The 16,263-nt window shown below is 62.9% G+C and carries 15 protein-coding genes; 7 read left to right on the top strand and 8 right to left on the bottom strand.

Features of this window, described 5'->3' with window-relative positions; translation table 11 throughout:
• Nucleotides 1-64: 64 nt before the first annotated feature.
• Nucleotides 65-937, top strand: a complete 873-nt coding sequence (locus tag E3T29_RS19135) for a site-specific integrase (protein WP_241987919.1) — start codon at nucleotides 65-67, stop codon at nucleotides 935-937.
• A gap of 520 nt (nucleotides 938-1,457) precedes the next feature.
• On the opposite strand, the gene E3T29_RS19140 is transcribed toward E3T29_RS19135, so the two are convergent.
• From E3T29_RS19140 to E3T29_RS19175, 8 genes are all read right to left on the bottom strand, one after another.
• The gene (locus tag E3T29_RS19140) at nucleotides 1,458-2,990 is read right to left on the bottom strand and encodes a tripartite tricarboxylate transporter permease (protein ID WP_134347062.1); all 1,533 of its coding nucleotides are present in this window, start codon (nucleotides 2,988-2,990) and stop codon (nucleotides 1,458-1,460) included.
• 1 nt (nucleotide 2,991) lies between these two features.
• Nucleotides 2,992-3,519 carry a tripartite tricarboxylate transporter TctB family protein gene (locus E3T29_RS19145; RefSeq protein ID WP_134347063.1) on the bottom strand — a complete coding sequence of 176 codons (528 nt, stop codon included), beginning with the start codon at nucleotides 3,517-3,519 and terminating at the stop codon, nucleotides 2,992-2,994.
• Nucleotides 3,516-4,526, bottom strand: a complete 1,011-nt coding sequence (locus E3T29_RS19150) for a tripartite tricarboxylate transporter substrate binding protein (RefSeq protein WP_198417800.1) — start codon at nucleotides 4,524-4,526, stop codon at nucleotides 3,516-3,518. Before E3T29_RS19150 ends, E3T29_RS19145 begins: the two co-directional genes overlap by 4 nt.
• A gap of 126 nt (nucleotides 4,527-4,652) precedes the next feature.
• Nucleotides 4,653-5,831, bottom strand: a complete 1,179-nt coding sequence (locus E3T29_RS19155) for an acetyl-CoA C-acyltransferase (RefSeq protein ID WP_134347064.1) — start codon at nucleotides 5,829-5,831, stop codon at nucleotides 4,653-4,655.
• Nucleotides 5,831-6,607, bottom strand: a complete 777-nt coding sequence (fabG, locus tag E3T29_RS19160; protein ID WP_134347065.1) for a 3-oxoacyl-ACP reductase FabG — start codon at nucleotides 6,605-6,607, stop codon at nucleotides 5,831-5,833. Before fabG ends, E3T29_RS19155 begins: the two co-directional genes overlap by 1 nt.
• Nucleotides 6,608-6,668: 61 nt before the next feature.
• Nucleotides 6,669-7,883 (bottom strand): acyl-CoA dehydrogenase family protein, encoded by a 1,215-nt coding sequence (locus tag E3T29_RS19165; protein WP_134347066.1) that lies wholly within the window; start codon nucleotides 7,881-7,883, stop codon nucleotides 6,669-6,671.
• Complete coding sequence (locus E3T29_RS19170) at nucleotides 7,880-8,320, bottom strand: thioesterase family protein (protein WP_166789873.1); 441 nt, start codon at nucleotides 8,318-8,320, stop codon at nucleotides 7,880-7,882. Before E3T29_RS19170 ends, E3T29_RS19165 begins: the two co-directional genes overlap by 4 nt.
• The gene (locus E3T29_RS19175; RefSeq protein WP_134347068.1) at nucleotides 8,313-9,521 is read right to left on the bottom strand and encodes a CaiB/BaiF CoA-transferase family protein; all 1,209 of its coding nucleotides are present in this window, start codon (nucleotides 9,519-9,521) and stop codon (nucleotides 8,313-8,315) included. The genes E3T29_RS19170 and E3T29_RS19175 overlap by 8 nt, the downstream gene beginning before the upstream one ends.
• A 149-nt stretch (nucleotides 9,522-9,670) precedes the next feature.
• On the opposite strand from E3T29_RS19175, the gene E3T29_RS19180 reads away from it, so the two are divergent.
• From E3T29_RS19180 to E3T29_RS19205, 6 genes are all read left to right on the top strand, one after another.
• Nucleotides 9,671-10,597, top strand: coding sequence for a LysR substrate-binding domain-containing protein (locus E3T29_RS19180; protein WP_134347069.1), 927 nt, complete (start codon nucleotides 9,671-9,673; stop codon nucleotides 10,595-10,597).
• Nucleotides 10,598-10,704: 107 nt separating this feature from the next.
• Nucleotides 10,705-11,871: an acyl-CoA dehydrogenase family protein gene (locus E3T29_RS19185; protein WP_134347070.1), complete on the top strand. Its 1,167-nt coding sequence runs from the start codon at nucleotides 10,705-10,707 to the stop codon at nucleotides 11,869-11,871.
• Nucleotides 11,872-11,880: 9 nt separating this feature from the next.
• On the top strand, nucleotides 11,881-12,864 hold the full coding sequence (locus E3T29_RS19190) for a tripartite tricarboxylate transporter substrate binding protein (RefSeq protein WP_134347071.1): 984 nt from the start codon (nucleotides 11,881-11,883) through the stop codon (nucleotides 12,862-12,864).
• Nucleotides 12,865-12,867: 3 nt separating this feature from the next.
• Complete coding sequence (locus E3T29_RS19195; protein WP_134347072.1) at nucleotides 12,868-13,320, top strand: MaoC family dehydratase; 453 nt, start codon at nucleotides 12,868-12,870, stop codon at nucleotides 13,318-13,320.
• A 109-nt stretch (nucleotides 13,321-13,429) separates the two neighbouring features.
• On the top strand, nucleotides 13,430-14,272 hold the full coding sequence (locus E3T29_RS19200) for an alpha/beta fold hydrolase (RefSeq protein ID WP_134347073.1): 843 nt from the start codon (nucleotides 13,430-13,432) through the stop codon (nucleotides 14,270-14,272).
• 39 nt (nucleotides 14,273-14,311) lie between these two features.
• The gene (locus E3T29_RS19205; RefSeq protein ID WP_134347074.1) at nucleotides 14,312-15,841 is read left to right on the top strand and encodes an NAD(P)/FAD-dependent oxidoreductase; all 1,530 of its coding nucleotides are present in this window, start codon (nucleotides 14,312-14,314) and stop codon (nucleotides 15,839-15,841) included.
• Nucleotides 15,842-16,263: the final 422 nt, after the last annotated feature.

Genomic DNA, 16,263 nt, shown 5'->3' on the forward strand with positions numbered 1-16,263 from the left:
GCTGGACGACATCGACGCGGAGGGTCGAATCTCCAGGACCATCCGCAATCTGTATGAGCGCAACATGCGCACGCTCGTGCTGCCGGTATTTCAAGACCTCACCCTGCGCGAGATCGGCTTCCTCCGCTGCGATCAGTTCATCAAGCAGATGGCCAAGCTCTCCTGCAGCCGCGCCAAACAATCGCGCGTCGTGCTGCGCCTGGCGCTCGAGTTGGCCGTGCGGCACGAGATCCTCCCGACCAACCTCATGGATCATGTGGCCCGTTTACATCGCGAGCCCCACATCCCCGATGCACTCACCGCGGTCGAGGTCAACAAGATCCGCACCGCGATCGCGCGGTGGGAAGCCGGCGTCGGACACGTCTCCGGTCCACGGCCAGATGGGCAGCTCAGCTCGATCGTCGAGGTGATGCTCGGCACGTCAGCTCGCATCGGAGAAGTGCTGGCGATCCGACGCGTGGACGTCGACGTCACCAGTGCCGTACCGTGCATCCGTCTCGCCGGCACGATCGTGAGCCGCAAGGGCGAGTTGACCTTTCGGCAGAATCACTCGAAGACGGCGAAGTCGCGGCGCGTGGTGGCGCTGCCGACGTTCACGTCGGACGCGGTGCGTCGACGACTCGCTATGTCCCACGACCTCTCCCCCGATGGCCTGCTGTTTCAGTCTCGCGACGGAACCCCGCTGACCACCGCGAACGTGCGTCGCCAGTTGCGCAGCGTTCTTGGTGAGGCAGGAATCGACGGAGTGACGCCGCACCTGTTCCGCCGCACGGTGGCCACCGCGGTCAACGACAACGCCAACGTCGAGCTGGCCGCGGAGTTGCTAGGGCACACAGACACGAAAATCACGGTGCAGCACTACATCCGGCGAAGCGAGGTGGTCAATCCGGCGACGGCGGAGCTTCTCGATCGGGCGTTTGCGAGGGATGAAGAGTAGGCGACCATTCGCACGTCGACGCAGAGGCAAAATGGCTCTTCTGCGTCTTTTCGGAGATCAGAAACTAGGCGCGGATTTGGACTCGAACCAAGAACAAATGATAGGCGTCGGGGTGGTGGTGCGCACCTGCATATGGGGCAGACTTCCGCGGAATTCCGCGGTTCTCATGGGTTTTAGTGTACGCGCTGTACGGCGAGATACGGCCTGAATCTGGTCAGATTTTGGGGTTTATGGTGCGTTTTTGGTCACCGCTGTGCTTACCCAGGCACCCGCCCCACAACGGTCTGGACTGGATCGTGGTCGTACCCGGTAGGGCTCACGGTCACGATGCGAAGTCCCGTCACGCTTGCCACCCAGCAGCAGTGAAGACAGTTCTCATTCTTGCCGGGTACTCAAGAACCTCCATTGGTCTCGGGACAAAAAATTACCGCGTCCCCCGGGTGGACTCGCAGCCCACCACTCGGTCATTCACTGAGCACCCGACATGTTTACCAGACGTGACAAGCGATCGAGTGAACGCCTACTTCGCGTCCACTCGGGTTTTCGTGGGGGCGGCAGCCGCAGCCGTGGCCGTCCTGGCACGACGCATGCGGCTGATAAACGTGTAAGCCACGAACGTCGCGAGCAAGCCGAAAATGGTTGCCGAGATGGGATCGGAGACGAAGATGTCGAAGCTGCCGCCAGAGATCAACATCGACTGCCGAAACGATCGTTCCAAGATCGGCCCGAGGATGAAGGCGAGTACGAGTGGCCCAGGGTCGAAACGAGTCTTGATCATAATCCACCCGAAGACGCCGAAGATCAGGACCACCCACATGTCGAAGGGATTGTTGTTTATTGAGTAAACGCCCACCATGACCACCATGAGAGCAAACGTTGCAAGGATTCCGGTTCTGACCCGCAGCATCTGGATGAAAATGCCGATCAGTGGGATATTGAGAATTACGAGCATCACGTTGCCGATGTACATGGACGCGATGACGCCCCAGAAGATGTCGGGGCGATCCTCGATCAGCGACGGCCCCGGCGTAATCCCCTGCAGCAACAGCGCGCCGTAGAGCATCGCGAGCACCACGTTCGAGGGAATCCCCAAGATCAGCAGCGGTATGAAGGCGGATGTCGACGATGCGTTATTCGCTGTCTCCGGCCCCGCTACCCCCTCGATCGCTCCCTTGCCGAACCTCGAGGGGTCTTTCGCGCGGCGCTTTTCGAGCGCGTAGGAAGCGAGGGACGAGATGACGCCGCCGCCGCCGGGCAGAACCCCGATCACGAAGCCGAGCAGCGAACCGCGCACGATCGCGCCGGACGAGTCCCGGAAATCCTTGCGGGAGGGCCAGATATTTTTAATCTTGGTCGTGATCGCCTGCGCTTTTTCGGTGCGTTCGAGGCTGTGCAGCAGTTGGCCGACGCCGAAAAGGCCCATCGCGATCGCGACGAAGTCGAAGCCGCCGAGCAGGGACGGGATACCGAAAGTGAAGCGGGCCGTTCCCGTGATCGGGTCCTGGCCTACGGTCGAGAGCAGCAGGCCGATTGCGGCCATGCACAGGCTCTTCATCGTGGAGCCGGTGCCGAGCGAGGTCACGAGGAACAGCCCCAGCACCATGATCGCCACGTAGGAGGCCGGGCCCACGGCCACGGCGACCCGGGCGAGGACAGGCGCGAGGAAGGTGAGCCCGATGATGGCCACGGTGCCGCCGATGAAGCTGCCGATCGCACTGATTCCGAGCGCCGGGCCGGCCCGCCCTTGCTTGGTCATCTGGTATCCGTCGAAGGTCGTCACAACGGATGCCGCTTCCCCCGGTATCCGCAGCAGCACCGAGGTGATCGTGCCGCCGTACATCGAGCCGTAGTAAATGCCTGCGAGCATGATCACGGCGCTCGTGGCGTCCATCGTGTACGTGATCGGCAGCAGCAGGGCGATCGTGGCCGTGGGACCGAGGCCCGGCAGCACTCCGATCGCTGTGCCGATAACCACTCCCACAAACACGAACAGCAGGTTCATGGGGTCGAAGGCAACAGAGAATCCGAGGCCCAAATTGTTGAAGACGTCCATGTCACATTCCGATCAGTCGGGTGATGGTGCCCACGACGATGTCGTCGGGAAAGGGGACACCGAGCAGAACTGCGAAGCCCACGTAGAAGACGGCGGTGCCTCCGACCGCAAGCACGAGGGCGAGCCGCCACGATTCTTCGCCGAACACGCGCAGCCACAGCAGGAGCAGCAGGAAGGCGGGAACGACGAATCCGATCGCCGTGAAGAGCAGAATGAAGACCACGAGGCTCAGCACTCCGCCGACGAGCAGGGTCGTGAGCCTGGTCCACTTCTCGTACGCCTCCGTGTCGGGAACCATCGTGAGAATGGCAGCCGTGACGGTGACCGCGATGGAGACCACGAACGGCCAGAGTCCGGGCCCGGGGTTGGTGAGTTCGCCCAGGTCGAGGCGCCAGGACTCGACCACAGCGACTATTGCTGTCACCAACAGCACCACCGGGACGAGCCGGTAGCGACCATTGTTCCGAGCGCCGCTTCCCACCACCTCGGGCTCGGCGACCTCGGTGGCCTCGAGCGTGTCGTCACTCATTCTTGACCGAGGATGGGTTCGTAGAGCTTCTGCATGTCCGCGAAAATCTGGTCGAGGGCAGCAGCGTCCCCGAACTCGGCCGGCACGAACATCTTCCCGACCTGGTCGACCACCTTCGGGTCCTCCGAACAGGTCTTCAGTTCTGCCTCGAGGGTGGAGACAATATCGTCGGGCATGCCCTTCGGCCCGACGACTCCGAACACCGAGACGGCGTTGACGAGGTCCGGGAATCCCTGTTCGGCCAGGGTTGGCACATTCGCGTACCAGTCGGCCCGCTCCGGGCTGCTCACGGCGAGCGGCACGAATGACCCGTCGTCGATGCGCGACTGCACGTCCTGATGATCGGTGATGAAGAGAGCGTCGACGTGGCCACCGAGCAGGCTCGTGGTCATCTCGGCGTTTCCAGCGGCCGGAATGGCGGTGACGTCGATGTCGTATTCGTCGCTCAGTCGCCCCAACTCGATGGCCGCTGAGGTCGTGGCCCCGGGGATGGCGACGCTAAGCTTTCCTGGGTTCTTTTTAGCCGCGGCGAAGAATTCTTCGGCGCTCTCGTAGGGAGATTCCGCGCCGACGACGAGCACGGTCGGCATTTGCGCCATCACACCAATCGAGGTGAAGTCCTCGAGGTTGTAGTTGAGCTTGTTGATCATGGGATTCATCACAAGCGGGCCGTTCGTGCCGAGGGTCAGGGTGTACCCGTCAGGCTTGGCGCTCGACACGTCCTGCATGGCCAGGCCGCCGCTTCCGCCCGGTTGGTTCTCGACCACGAAGGTCTGGCCGAGCCCCTCCTCGAGGCAGGAGGTGTAGGCGAGGGCGGTCACTGTGGAGGGACCTCCCGCGGCGAATGGCACCACGAAGGTGACGGGCTTTGACGGGTAGTCGTCTTCTGCTTTCGGGGATCCCGCGGCGCCGGCGGCGCTGCAGCCGAGAAGGCCCAGCATGGCCAGTCCGGTGATTGCGGGCAGGAATATTGCGGTGTTCTTCTTCAAAGCTGACCTCATTGTCATCTGATGTGTGTCTCATGGTGGGGTGATTCGGTCCAGCCCGTATTCACTGTCGCAAGGTCATAATTTCATCTCCAATACTATTTCGGGGGTGTACTGCTACTTCGTCTGCATAAACGCGTAGCAGGCTCAGACTCGTTCGAGCAGCATCGCCGTGCCCTGGCCGAGGCCCACGCACATGGTCGCCAATCCGCGACGGGCGCCCTCGCGCTCCATCCGGCCTATCAGAGTGATGGCGATGCGTGAGCCCGATGATCCGAGCGGATGCCCGAGGGCGATCGCTCCACCGTCACGGTTCACGATCTGCGGGTCGAGTCCGAGGCGCCGGATGCAGGCGAGCGCCTGCACGGCAAAGGCCTCATTGAGCTCGATCGCTCCCACGTCGCCGAGCGACCACCCCGCACGGTCGAGCACCTTACGGGTGGCCGGCACGGGACCGATGCCCATAATCTGCGGAGGCACCCCGGCCGAGGCTCCGTCCACGATTCGTGCGCGCGGCGCGAGGCCCAGCCGTTCGATGGCCCTCGCACTGGCCACGATCACGGCGGAGGCTCCATCATTGAGCGTGCTCGAATTGCCCGCCGTCACGATCCCGCCTTGCCGTACGACAGAGCGCAGGCCGGCGAGGGTCTCGAGAGTGGTGTCCCGCCGCGGCCCCTCATCGTGCTCCACGAGCCCTTTCTTCGTGGCCACCGGAACGATTTCGGCCGCATAACGACCGCCGTCGATGGCCGCAGCCGCCCGCTCATGGGAACCGAGGGCGAAGGCATCCGCTTCGTCGCGGGTGATGTTGTCGACCTGGGCGAGCTCCTCGGCCGTTTCAGGCATCGAGAGCGTGGACATGGATGGAAACCTCGGGTTGACGAAGCGCGCCCCAATGCTCGTGTCCGAGATCTCGCCCGGGCGCCCGAAGGCCTTCTCCGGTTTGGCCAGCACCCATGGCGCCCGCGACATCGATTCCACACCGCCGGCCACGACCACGTCTGCGGCGCCGCTCTTGATCATGTGCGACGCGAGAATGATGGCGCTCAGACCCGAAGCGCACAGGCGGTTGACCGTGAGCCCGGGGATCTCGTCGGGAAAACCGGCGAGCAGGCTGGCCATGCGCGCCACGTTGCGGCTGTCTTCGCCGGCCTGGTTGGTGTTGCCGAGGATCACCTCGTCGATCGCAGCGGGGTCGATGCCGGTGCGGTGCACGAGCTCGCCGAGCACGAGCGCCGCGAGATCGTCAGAGCGGATGCCCGACAGGGCCCCGCCATAGCGACCCACGGGGGTGCGCACCCCGCCGACGAGAAACGCCTCGGCCATCAGCGCGCTCCCCCGTTGATGTAGAGGGTCTGCCCGGAGATATAGGAGGAATCATCGCTCGCGAAGAAGGCGATTGCAGCGGCGACCTCGTGCGGTGCCCCTACCCGGCCGAGCGGTGTGCGCTCGGCGACCGCTTTCTGGTGGTTCTCCGCAGTGCTGCCGACCCGCTCGGCGGTGGCGGCGGTCATAGCCGTGGCGATGTACCCGGGTGCGACAGCGTTCACGGTGATGTTGAACGGGCCGAACTCGAGGGCGAGCGTTGCAGTGAGACCTTGAATCCCCGCCTTGGCCGCCGCATAGTTCGCCTGACCCCGGTTGCCGAGGGCCGAGCGACTGCTCAGGCTCACGATCCTGCCGTATCGGGCAGGGACCATGAATTTTTGGGCAGCCTGGGCGCACAGGAACGCACTCGTCAGGTTGGTGACGAGCACCGAGTCCCAGTCGGTGCGACCCATCTTGAACAGCAGGTTGTCGCGCGTGATCCCTGCGTTGTTCACGAGAACATCGAGACGGCCGGCCGTGTCGAATACCTGCTGGAATGCCTCGGAAACCCGGTCTTCGTCTGTGACGTCGCACACGAGGCCATTGGCCGATCCGCCGGCCGCGACCACGGCGTCGGCCGCAGAGATCTGCTCGGCGGTGGCGGCCGCGCGATCCCCGTTCAGATCAAGGATGGCCACGTGAGCGCCCTCCGTGGCGAGCCGCAAGGCCGTGGCCGCCCCGATACCCTGGGCACCGCCGGTGATCACGGCGACCCTGTCATTGAACCTGTTCATAAAATCTCCCTGTTCGGTCCGTGCATGTCGGTCTGTGGATGGGCGCTCGCGGGCCGGAGGCTCATGCGAACGCCGAAATTCCGGTGATGTCGCGGCCGATCAGCAACGATTGGATCGAGTCCGTGCCCTCGTAGGTGTGCACGACCTCCATGTCGGTGAGGTGCCGAGCCACGTGGTTTTCGAGCAGCAGGCCGTTGCCGCCGAGCATGTCGCGGGCCTCCTGGCAGATCCACCGCCCCTTCTGGGCCGTGTGCATTTTGGCGAGCGAAGCCATGGCTCCGGTCATCTTGCCCTGGTCAGCGAGCGTGGCCAGCCGGAAGCAGAGGAGTTGCATTGCGGTGAGCTCCGCGAGCATATTGGCAAGTTTGTTCTGCACAAGCTGAAAGCTCCCGATGGACTTGCCGAACTGAACGCGGTCGCGGGCGTATGCAACAGCGGCCTCGTAGGCGGCGATGCCGTGTCCCAGAGCCTCCCACGAGGCCCCGCCACGGGTGGAATTGAGCACCCGAACGGCGTCCGCGAAGGAGTGGCCGTTCACGAGCTTATTTTCGGCGGGAATGCGCAGATTCGTGATCGTGATGTCCGGCTGCAGGATGGCCCTTTTGCCGACCTTGCCCGTGATGACGGTGGCTTCGTAACCGTCGGGGAAGGAGCCGTCGCTGTTTTTCTCCATGACGAAGGCCTTGACCTTGGCGTCGGATTCGTCGCGCGCCCAGATCACCACGACGTCAGCGAAACTCGCATTACCGATCCAGCGTTTGGCTCCGTTGAGTACGTAGTGCGCTCCCTCGAGTCGCGCACTCGTTTCGAGCGCTACCGAATCGGATCCGTGGTTGGGCTCGGTGAGTCCGAACGCGCCCACGAGGTCGAGCGCCGCGAGCCCGGGTAGCCAGCGCTGCTTCTGCTCCTCACTACCGAGCATGTTGATCGTGCCCATGGTGAGACCGGACTGGACCCCGATGAAGGTGTTTATCGACCCGTCAGCGCGGGACATTTCGAGGGACACCATTCCGGCGCCCAGGCGGCTCAGCCCGGGGCATCCGTAGCCCTCGATCGTGCCGCCCACGATCCCGAGTCTGGCGATCTTCGGAACCAGCTCGAAGGGGAACGCGGCGCGATCCCAATAATCATTGATGATGGGGAGCACTTCCGCGTCTGCGAAGGCCCGCACCTTGAGGCGGAGGGCGCGCTCCTCGTCACTGAGGAAGTCGTCGACCAGATAGTAGTCACTATTTATGACTGCGTCAGTGTTGATGGCGGTGTCGGTGTCGGTCATGCTGTGCCTTTCTGTTGCTGCCTCTGCGGCATTGCATCGGCGATAAACCAGCGGTCGAGCGAACTGCGCTCCTCGGCGTCGAGCAGTCGAGCAGTCCCGTGTACTGGGTGCACGGGAACCATCACGGTCGAGGCATCCAATACCGGGTGGCCGGCCTGTTTTCCTGAATAGTGCAGGGTGTACGACGTGGATCCCACCCGGGAGACCCACACGTCGATCTCGACGGCGGGGCCGAACTCGATCGGGCGGCGAAAGCTGAGCTGCAGCGCGGCCACGACCGTCGGGGAGTCGACGTGGTCGTAGCCCGTGAGCGCCTGCGCCCGCCACGCCAGCCTGGCTTCCTCGAGCAGGGTGGCGACACGCGCGTTATTGACGTGGCCATTGAGATCCTGGTCGCTCCACCGCACCGCAACCCGGGCACGGAATGGCTCAGTCAACGAGCTGCGCCTCGCGTGTGGCAAGCCACGAGCGCACGAGAGCGGAACTCTCGTTGAGTTTCGGCGGAGCTAGGTCGTAGGTCACCGGGGTCTGGGAGAATTTCACCGGATGCCGCACCGTGGGAATGCTGCGATCCCCGGTTCCCGCCAACACGACCGGCTCAAGGCCGAGCTTTTCGGCGAGCTCGATGCCGCCCTTCACGTCCTGGATCGGTGCACACGGCAGGCCCAGCTCGGACAGAAACTCGAACCACTCCGCGGCCGAGCGCCGGGCGAGCTGACGCTGCAGGATCTCCCGCAGCGGGCCGCGATGCGCGTTGCGGGCCTGAGGCGAGTTGAAACGGACATCCGTCGCCGCCTCCGTGATGTCGAGCGCCGCGCACAGCTTCGTGAATTGGGGATTGTTGCCCGCCGCAATGATAAGCATTCCGTCGCCAGTCGGCATCGGCTCATAGGGGTAAAGGCTCGGGTGCTCATTGCCCATGCGGGTAGGAATAACCCCGCCCGTGACGTAGGCGGCAGACTGGTTGACCATCCCGGAGAGCGCGGAAGAGAGCAGGTTGAGTTCCACACGCTGCCCACTGCCGGTAAGGTCCTTGTGGTGCAGGGCACCCAGGATGCCCATACCCGCGTGCAATCCGGTGATCACGTCGAACATTGCGAGCCCGGCGCGGTAAGGCTCGGTGTTCTGGCCGCCGGTGAGGCTCATCATGCCGGACACGGCCTGCACGAGCAGGTCGTAACCGGGAAGCCCGGCCCCGGCTCCGGTGCCGAATCCGGTGATCGAGGCGTAGATTACCTCGGGGTTCCGTGTCACAACCGAGTCGTAGTCAAGGAAGAACCGGTCGAGGCCACCCGGTTTGAAGTTCTCCACCAGCACGTCGGCCCGCGCTGCGAGCTCATGGGCCACCGCGCGGTCGGCCGCGTCGTTAAGGTCGAGCGCGATCGAGTGCTTGTTGCGGTTGACCGAAAGGTAAAACGTTGCCTCGTCGTCGCGCACCGGCGGAATCCACCCACGGGTGTCATCGCCCTGCAGACTCTCCACTTTGATGACGGTGGCACCCATGTCGGCGAGCAGCATGGTGCAGTACGGGCCGGCAAGAACGCGGCTGAAGTCCGCCACAATGATTCCGCTCAGTGGCCCGCTTCCAGGTCGACCGAAAATCCTGTGCAGCCTCGTTGCTGCGCCAGATTCATCCATTGAATGACTCCTTGTTCGTCTGTCGTGCCTTCACTGTCGCAAACGGAATTACTCCCTGTCCAATATCAATTACGCTCTCGATTGATACTCCCAGGGCAATAGTGCATAAATCGTTGACAGTTTCATGCGCCTATCGAAATAGTTGAAGCATGGAAATCCAGCAAATTCGTGCGTTCCTGGCCGTGTCCGAGGAACTTCACTTCGGCCGCGCTGCCGCAAAACTCTTCATGGCGCAGCCCCCGCTGAGCCGGGCCATCCAGAACCTGGAGCGCGAGCTCGGAACCCTGCTCTTCTCCCGCAGCACCCGTTCGGTGCGTCTCACGCCGGCGGGCGAAGCGCTCGTGCAGCCAGCCACAGACATCCTCGACGGCGTGCGTCGTGCGGGGGTCGCGGTGTCGTCGGCGGGAAAGGGCGAGACCGGCCGGGTGCGAGTGGCCTTCGCTGGAGCATCATCACACGTCATGGTGGGCACACTCGCCAAACTCGTGCGCGCGACCCACCCGGGAATCGACTTCGAGCTCTACAGCTCTAACTTCGCCACCCCCGCGCTCGACAAGGTGATCAACCAGGAGATGGAGATCGGACTGGGGCGGTGGAACTTCATCCCGGCCGGCATCGAACATCGGGTGATCGCCTACGAGAACCTCGTGATCGCGATCCACTCCAGCCATCCGCTCGCCGATCGACAGTCCGTTTCCATGCAAGATCTCGTCGGCGAACACTTCGTGACGTTGCCGCAGGACCCCGGCGCGATCCTGCGCGATTACCTCATGCGACTGGCCAGCACGGCCGGTTTCGTGCCCTCCATCGTGCAGGTGGCTCCCGACACGTGGACGCTCGTCTCGCTCGTCGCGGCCGGGATCGGCGTTGCACTCACCGTCTCCACGGTGGCCGAAAACGTGCACTACCCCGGCGTTGTTTTTCTGCCCCTCGATGACGAAATGGCGCCCATCCTCTTGCAGCTCGTGTGGCGCGCCGACAATGACAGCCCGGCACTGCGCGAGGTCCTGCGACTCTCTGAAGAGGTACTCCCCACTCCACCCGTGATTCCCACCACCGAGATTCATGCTGAATAGAAATAATTCCGCCCCCGATTTGGTATTGGATCGAAAATAGATTTACTGGCACAGTCGAGAGCGTGGCGCTGGTCACCCAGCGCGCAAACTCGGCAAAGGAGCCACTCATGCCCGCGACCACCTCGGATATTCTGAATCTCGACGGGCTGCTGAGCGCAGCCGAACTCGAACTGCGTGACACGGTTCGGACCTTCGTACGGGAGAGAATCAGGCCGTATATCAAGGACTGGTACGAATCGGCGCACTTCCCGCCCGAGATCGTGGAACAGATGGGCGCCCTCGGGCTGCTCGGCATGCACCTCACCGGCTACGGCTGCCCCGGCCGGTCGAGCGTGGAATATGGCCTGGCCGCCATGGAACTCGAAGCCGGCGACTCCGGCCTGCGCACCTTCGTGAGCGTGCAGGGTTCGCTCGCAATGAGCAGCATCCACAAGTGGGGCTCCGAGGAGCAGAAGAACAGATACCTGCCCGAGATGGCGGCCGGCCGGCTGATCGGATGCTTCGGACTCACCGAACCGACCGCAGGTTCCGACCCGTCGAGCATGGCAACGACCGCCCGCCGGGATCACACCGGGGGCTGGATCCTCCAGGGATCCAAGCGGTGGATCGGCCTCGCATCCATTGCCCAGATCGCCATCATTTGGGCCATGACCGACGAGGGCGTGCGCGGTTTCATCGTGCCCACCGACACACCTGGCTTCACTGCGACGCCGATCGAGGCGAAACTCTCGATGCGGGCCTCCATCCAGTGCGACATCCTGCTCGACGACGTTCGGCTTCCCGACACCGCGCTACTGCCGGGAGCGCGCGGCCTGAGCGGACCGTTCGCGTGCCTGAATGAGGCCCGTTATGGCATCATCTGGGGTGCGATGGGTGCCGCGCGGGACAGCTACGAAGTGGCCCTGGCGTATTCCCTCGAACGCATGCAGTTCGACAAGCCCCTCGCCGCGTACCAGATCACGCAGCTGAAGCTCGTGAACATGCTGCTCGAAATTCAGAAGGGCACCCTGCTCGCCATCCACACCGGCCGCATGAAGGATGCCGCTGTTCTCGAGCCCGTGCAGATTTCACTTGGCAAGCTCAACAACGTGCGCCAGGCGCTGGACATCTGCCGCGAGGCCCGTTCCGTCCTCGGTGGCAACGGCATCACCACCGAATACTCTCCGCTGCGCCACGCGAACAACCTGGAGTCCGTGCGTACCTACGAGGGAACGGACGAGGTGCACACGCTCATTCTCGGCAACCACATCACCGGCATTCCGGCGTTCCGGTAGGCGGAAATAATGTCTAAGACACGCACATACCTCGTGGTTCCCGCCGCAGTCGTCGGGCTGTCTCTCGTGCTGGCCGGGTGCGCGGGCGACACGACCGGCGGCAGTACAGAGACCTACCCGTCGAAGGCCGTCACGGTTCTCATGCCGTACGCGGCCGGCGGTCCCTCCGATCTCACCGCACGGTCCGTCTCGTCATGCCTTACCGACGTCCTCGGCGAGGCCTTCGTAGTGGAGAACAAAGCGGGCGGCAGTGGGGCAGTGGCAATGCAAGAGCTGGCAAGCGCGAAACCGGACGGCTATACCCTTGGCCTGGGAACGGCGGGCACGCTCATCATGACCCCGATGGTGAACACGCTGGCCTATTCGCTCGACGATTTCACCCCGATTGGCGTCATGGCCGAGAATCCTACGCTCATCGTGGTGGGCGAGGAGTCCCCGTACGAGAGCGCGGAGGAATTCTTTGCGGCTGCGGAAAAGCATCCGGGCACACTTACCATCGGCGTTCCCGGAGCTTCCAGCCCGGCCGCAATCGAGCTGCAACGCCTCCGGAACAAGTATGGAGTCGACGTCGTGGCCGTTCCGGCATCCGGAAATGCCGAGATGACCACCAGCCTGCTCGGCGGGCACGTCGACGCACTGTTTATCAACGATCACCCCGACGTCGATTCACGCATCGACGAGGGAACGTTTCGGGCGCTGGCCGCGACGACCTCGCAGCGACTGCGCTGGCTTCCAGAGTTGCCCACGCTTGCCGAGCTCGGCTATACCGATCTCGTGAATGCGACATCCATCTTCGGGCTGTTCGGCCCGAGGGACCTGCCGACGCCCATTGCGACGGCACTCGAAAGCGCCCTTGAAGCATGCATGACCGACGCCACTGTTCTCGAACAGCTCGGGGAGAACCTCGTGCCCGAGGAGTTCCAGGGCGGGGTGGTTCTCGGCGAGAGCCTGGCCGAGACGCAGGCCGTCTACCGGCCGATCCTAGAGCGCTGACCCGTGCGAGAGATTCACGGCCTCACACAGCTTGAAGAGCTCGTCGGCGAGGAGCTCGGCGTTAGCCGGTGGCACACTGTGACACAAGATCAGGTCCTGGCCTTCGCCGCTGCAACGGGCGACCAACAATGGATTCACGTTGATCCCGTCGCGGCCGCCGCCGGACCCTTTGGCAGGACCGTGGCTCACGGGTACCTGACGCTCTCGATGATTCCGTTCCTGACCAAGCAGGTATACCGGGTCGTCGGACTGCGCATGGTCGTGAACTACGGGCTCAACAAGGTGAGGTTTCCAAACCCCGTGCCCGTGGGCTCCCAAGTGCGCGACCGGCTCACGCTCCTATCCGTGACCGAGTCGGAACGGGGCCACCAAGCCGTTATCGGCCATCGCATCGAGGTCGATACGCCAGACCGGATTGCTTGTGTGGCCGAGACCGTGTCACTTCTGGTCGAATAGTCCCGTCTCCAACCGGATATCGACGCACGCGTGGCAGGTGATGACCACCAAGTTGTCCGGACTCGCAATCGAACGGGTCAGTAGCTGCCCAATAATCGAAGGGATATGAATGAAGATTCATCCAGATGCGCAGGAGGGGCTCGTCCTAATTGGTGACTTGACTGTCCCCTTCTACGACACAGGCGCCCCGTACGACGCGAGGCCAACGGTCGTGCTGGTGCACGGCACTGGCGGAAGCGCCTCCACGCATTTCCGCACGTTGTTCCCCATGCTCACTACCCGATACCGAGTTATAGCCCTCGACCTGCAGACTACGAATGGAGAACTGTCCTTGGGCTACCTTTCGGCACAGGTCTCGCGCGTCATTGATGAACGCGCTCCGAATCAGGGCGTCCACCTTGTGGGGTACTCGCTGGGCGCATTGGTGGCGGCAGATCTGGCCGCGGACAGGCCCGCTACCGCCCTAACGCTGACCCTCGTCGCCGGATGGGTCCGGGCCGGCACGCAGCAGAAGCTGCGTAACCGGATCTGGCAGCGCCTCTTCGAGACGGACGACAACCTGTTGCGTGAGTTCGCGACATTGACGGCCTATGGTCCACCGTTCCTCGCCAGCAAGACCGACTCCGAGGTCCAGGCACTGATCGAAGCCCGTCAATTTCCCGCGGGGATTGCCGAGCAAATGAAGTTGAACCGAGACGCCGACCTGAGCGACAAGCTGCCCAAAGTTCTTGCTCCGACCTTGGTCATCGCCGGTAGCTATGACCAGATGGTCCCGGACCGGCAATCCAAGCTGCTCTTCGGCGGCATCGCCAACGCACGGTACGCGGTCATCGAGAGCGGACACGCCGTTCCGCAGGAACGCCCGGCCCAGCTCTTTCAAATCATCAACGAGTTCCTCACGATCCCCGAGGCCTTCCCGAGGGGTCAGGTCCAAGAACGAATCCACATCTAACACGTCTGCAACGCAATACAAGGCGCAACTGGAGCAACAATGGAAAACACTTCACTGAAAAATTCCGAACACGGTGCTTCACTCGATGTCATCATCATCGGCGCAGGCTTCGCTGGCCTGGGAATGGGTACACAACTGACTCGCGAGGGGAAGCGCTCGTTCGTCATTTTGGAGCGCGCGGATGACGTCGGTGGCACATGGCGTGATAACCACTACCCGGGGGCGGCCTGCGACGTCCCATCGCACTTGTACTCCTTCTCTTTTCGGCCGAACGCAGAGTGGTCGCGGATGTTCGCATCCCAGCAGGAGATCCTCGAGTACCTCCGCAACGCAGCGGAAGAGGAGAACCTGCTGGAGCGAATCGTTTTCCACGCCGAAGTCACTAGCGCCCGCTGGGACGACCAATCTTCGCACTGGATTGTGAACACCCCCCAAGGGCGGTTCGTTGGGAAAGCCCTGATCACCGCGGTAGGTCATCTCTCCGAGCCCAAACTACCCAACATCGGTGGTCTCTCCGAGTTCTCCGGCGACTTATTCCACTCAGCGCGGTGGGACGACGTTGTCCAGCTAGAGGGTAAGCGGATCGGCATCATCGGGTCCGGAGCCACTGCCATCCAGGTTCTACCGGAGGTCGCCAAGGTCGCCTCCGGCGTCGTCGTCTTCCAGCGTTCTGCCCCCTACGTGACTCCTCGCCCCGACCGGGCATACTCCGAGGAGGAAAAGGGCCTATTCCGCAAGATGCCCGAAACCATGCAAGAACTGCGCAAAGAGATGTTCTGGTCCAACGAAGAGCGCTACGCCCAGCGCCGCGGCACGCCCGCCTTGGTCTCGACTGCAGCGAAAGTGGCGATTGACCACTTGCACCGACAAATCACCGATCCGGAGCTGCGCCAGAAGCTGACACCCAACTACACGTTTGGCTGCAAGCGTGTACTGAAGTCCAACGACTACTACCCTGCCTTCACCCAAGAGCACGTGGAGCTAGAAACAGGCGGAATCGATCGAGTTGAGGGGAATCGCGTGTTCACCAAGGACGGAGTCCCCCACAAATTGGACGTGCTGATCTCCTGCACGGGCTTCGAGGCGACCGATCTCCCGATTTCTTACCGTGTCACCGGCCGCAACGGAATCTTGCTCAGCACCAATTGGGCCAACGGTATGCAGGCCTACGCCACAACAGCCGTGCATGGATTCCCGAACATGTGGATTATCAGCGGCCCAAACACCGGGCTGGGTCATAACTCAGCGGTCTATATCGCGGAGGCTCAGATCGACTACATCATGGGCGCCCTGGATTTCAAGGACGAATCCGGGCTGCCTCAGCTGGAGGTTTCCGAGTCGGCCGAAGAAGCGTACATGGGCCGTCTGGACAGACTCGCCGAGGGCACGGTGTGGCTCACCGGCGGGTGCAAGAGTTGGTACGTGGACCATCGCAACGGTCGGCTAACAACTCTCTGGCCGGAGCCCGCCTACACATTCCGGCAGGTCAACTCGACTTTTGACGCACAGGCCTACTTGCCCTCAGGTGAGGACTACACCGACGACAGGTCCCTTGTCACGGTCCCATAGTACAAAAGACGGTGTCGACAACGACCAGAGGACCATCAGGACCTTCAGGACCAGACACAAAATGTATAGTCGCGGTCAGCTTGGCCCCAATGGTCGCAACGGGCGAAAACTCTAGCTACCTCCAGACGCTCGAAGCCGGCATCGTGGGGGATCAACGATCCGTTTCCCTCCGTGGCATTCGCGCCCTGGGTGGCACCAAACAATCAGGTCTCGGCCGCGGTGGCGCAAGTGCCGGCATGCTGGAATTCCGAGAGACGCAGTACGTAGCCTGGAAAGCCTAAATGTGGTGGACCGTTCATGTAGTCCTCGCGTTGTTGGTCGGCTCGAGCATGCAGCGCGTTACCGGGATGGGGATTGATTCGGTGGCCGTCCCCTTCCTGGTCCTGCTCCTAAGGCCTATTGACGGCGTCATCCTCGTTGAC

It is taken from the genome of Cryobacterium sp. TMT1-66-1, from assembly GCF_004403435.1.
Taxonomy (GTDB): Bacteria; Actinomycetota; Actinomycetes; order Actinomycetales; family Microbacteriaceae; genus Cryobacterium; species Cryobacterium flavum.

Coding starts and splice junctions, on each gene's coding strand:
- E3T29_RS19135 (WP_241987919.1), top strand. CDS start 65: ATGCGCACGCTCGTGCTGCCGGTATTTCAAGACCTCACCCTGCGCGAG.
- E3T29_RS19140 (WP_134347062.1), bottom strand. CDS start 2,990: ATGGACGTCTTCAACAATTTGGGCCTCGGATTCTCTGTTGCCTTCGAC.
- E3T29_RS19145 (WP_134347063.1), bottom strand. CDS start 3,519: ATGAGTGACGACACGCTCGAGGCCACCGAGGTCGCCGAGCCCGAGGTG.
- E3T29_RS19150 (WP_198417800.1), bottom strand. CDS start 4,526: ATGACAATGAGGTCAGCTTTGAAGAAGAACACCGCAATATTCCTGCCC.
- E3T29_RS19155 (WP_134347064.1), bottom strand. CDS start 5,831: ATGGCCGAGGCGTTTCTCGTCGGCGGGGTGCGCACCCCCGTGGGTCGC.
- fabG (WP_134347065.1), bottom strand. CDS start 6,607: ATGAACAGGTTCAATGACAGGGTCGCCGTGATCACCGGCGGTGCCCAG.
- E3T29_RS19165 (WP_134347066.1), bottom strand. CDS start 7,883: ATGACCGACACCGACACCGCCATCAACACTGACGCAGTCATAAATAGT.
- E3T29_RS19175 (WP_134347068.1), bottom strand. CDS start 9,521: ATGGATGAATCTGGCGCAGCAACGAGGCTGCACAGGATTTTCGGTCGA.
- E3T29_RS19180 (WP_134347069.1), top strand. CDS start 9,671: ATGGAAATCCAGCAAATTCGTGCGTTCCTGGCCGTGTCCGAGGAACTT.
- E3T29_RS19185 (WP_134347070.1), top strand. CDS start 10,705: ATGCCCGCGACCACCTCGGATATTCTGAATCTCGACGGGCTGCTGAGC.
- E3T29_RS19190 (WP_134347071.1), top strand. CDS start 11,881: ATGTCTAAGACACGCACATACCTCGTGGTTCCCGCCGCAGTCGTCGGG.
- E3T29_RS19200 (WP_134347073.1), top strand. CDS start 13,430: ATGAAGATTCATCCAGATGCGCAGGAGGGGCTCGTCCTAATTGGTGAC.
- E3T29_RS19205 (WP_134347074.1), top strand. CDS start 14,312: ATGGAAAACACTTCACTGAAAAATTCCGAACACGGTGCTTCACTCGAT.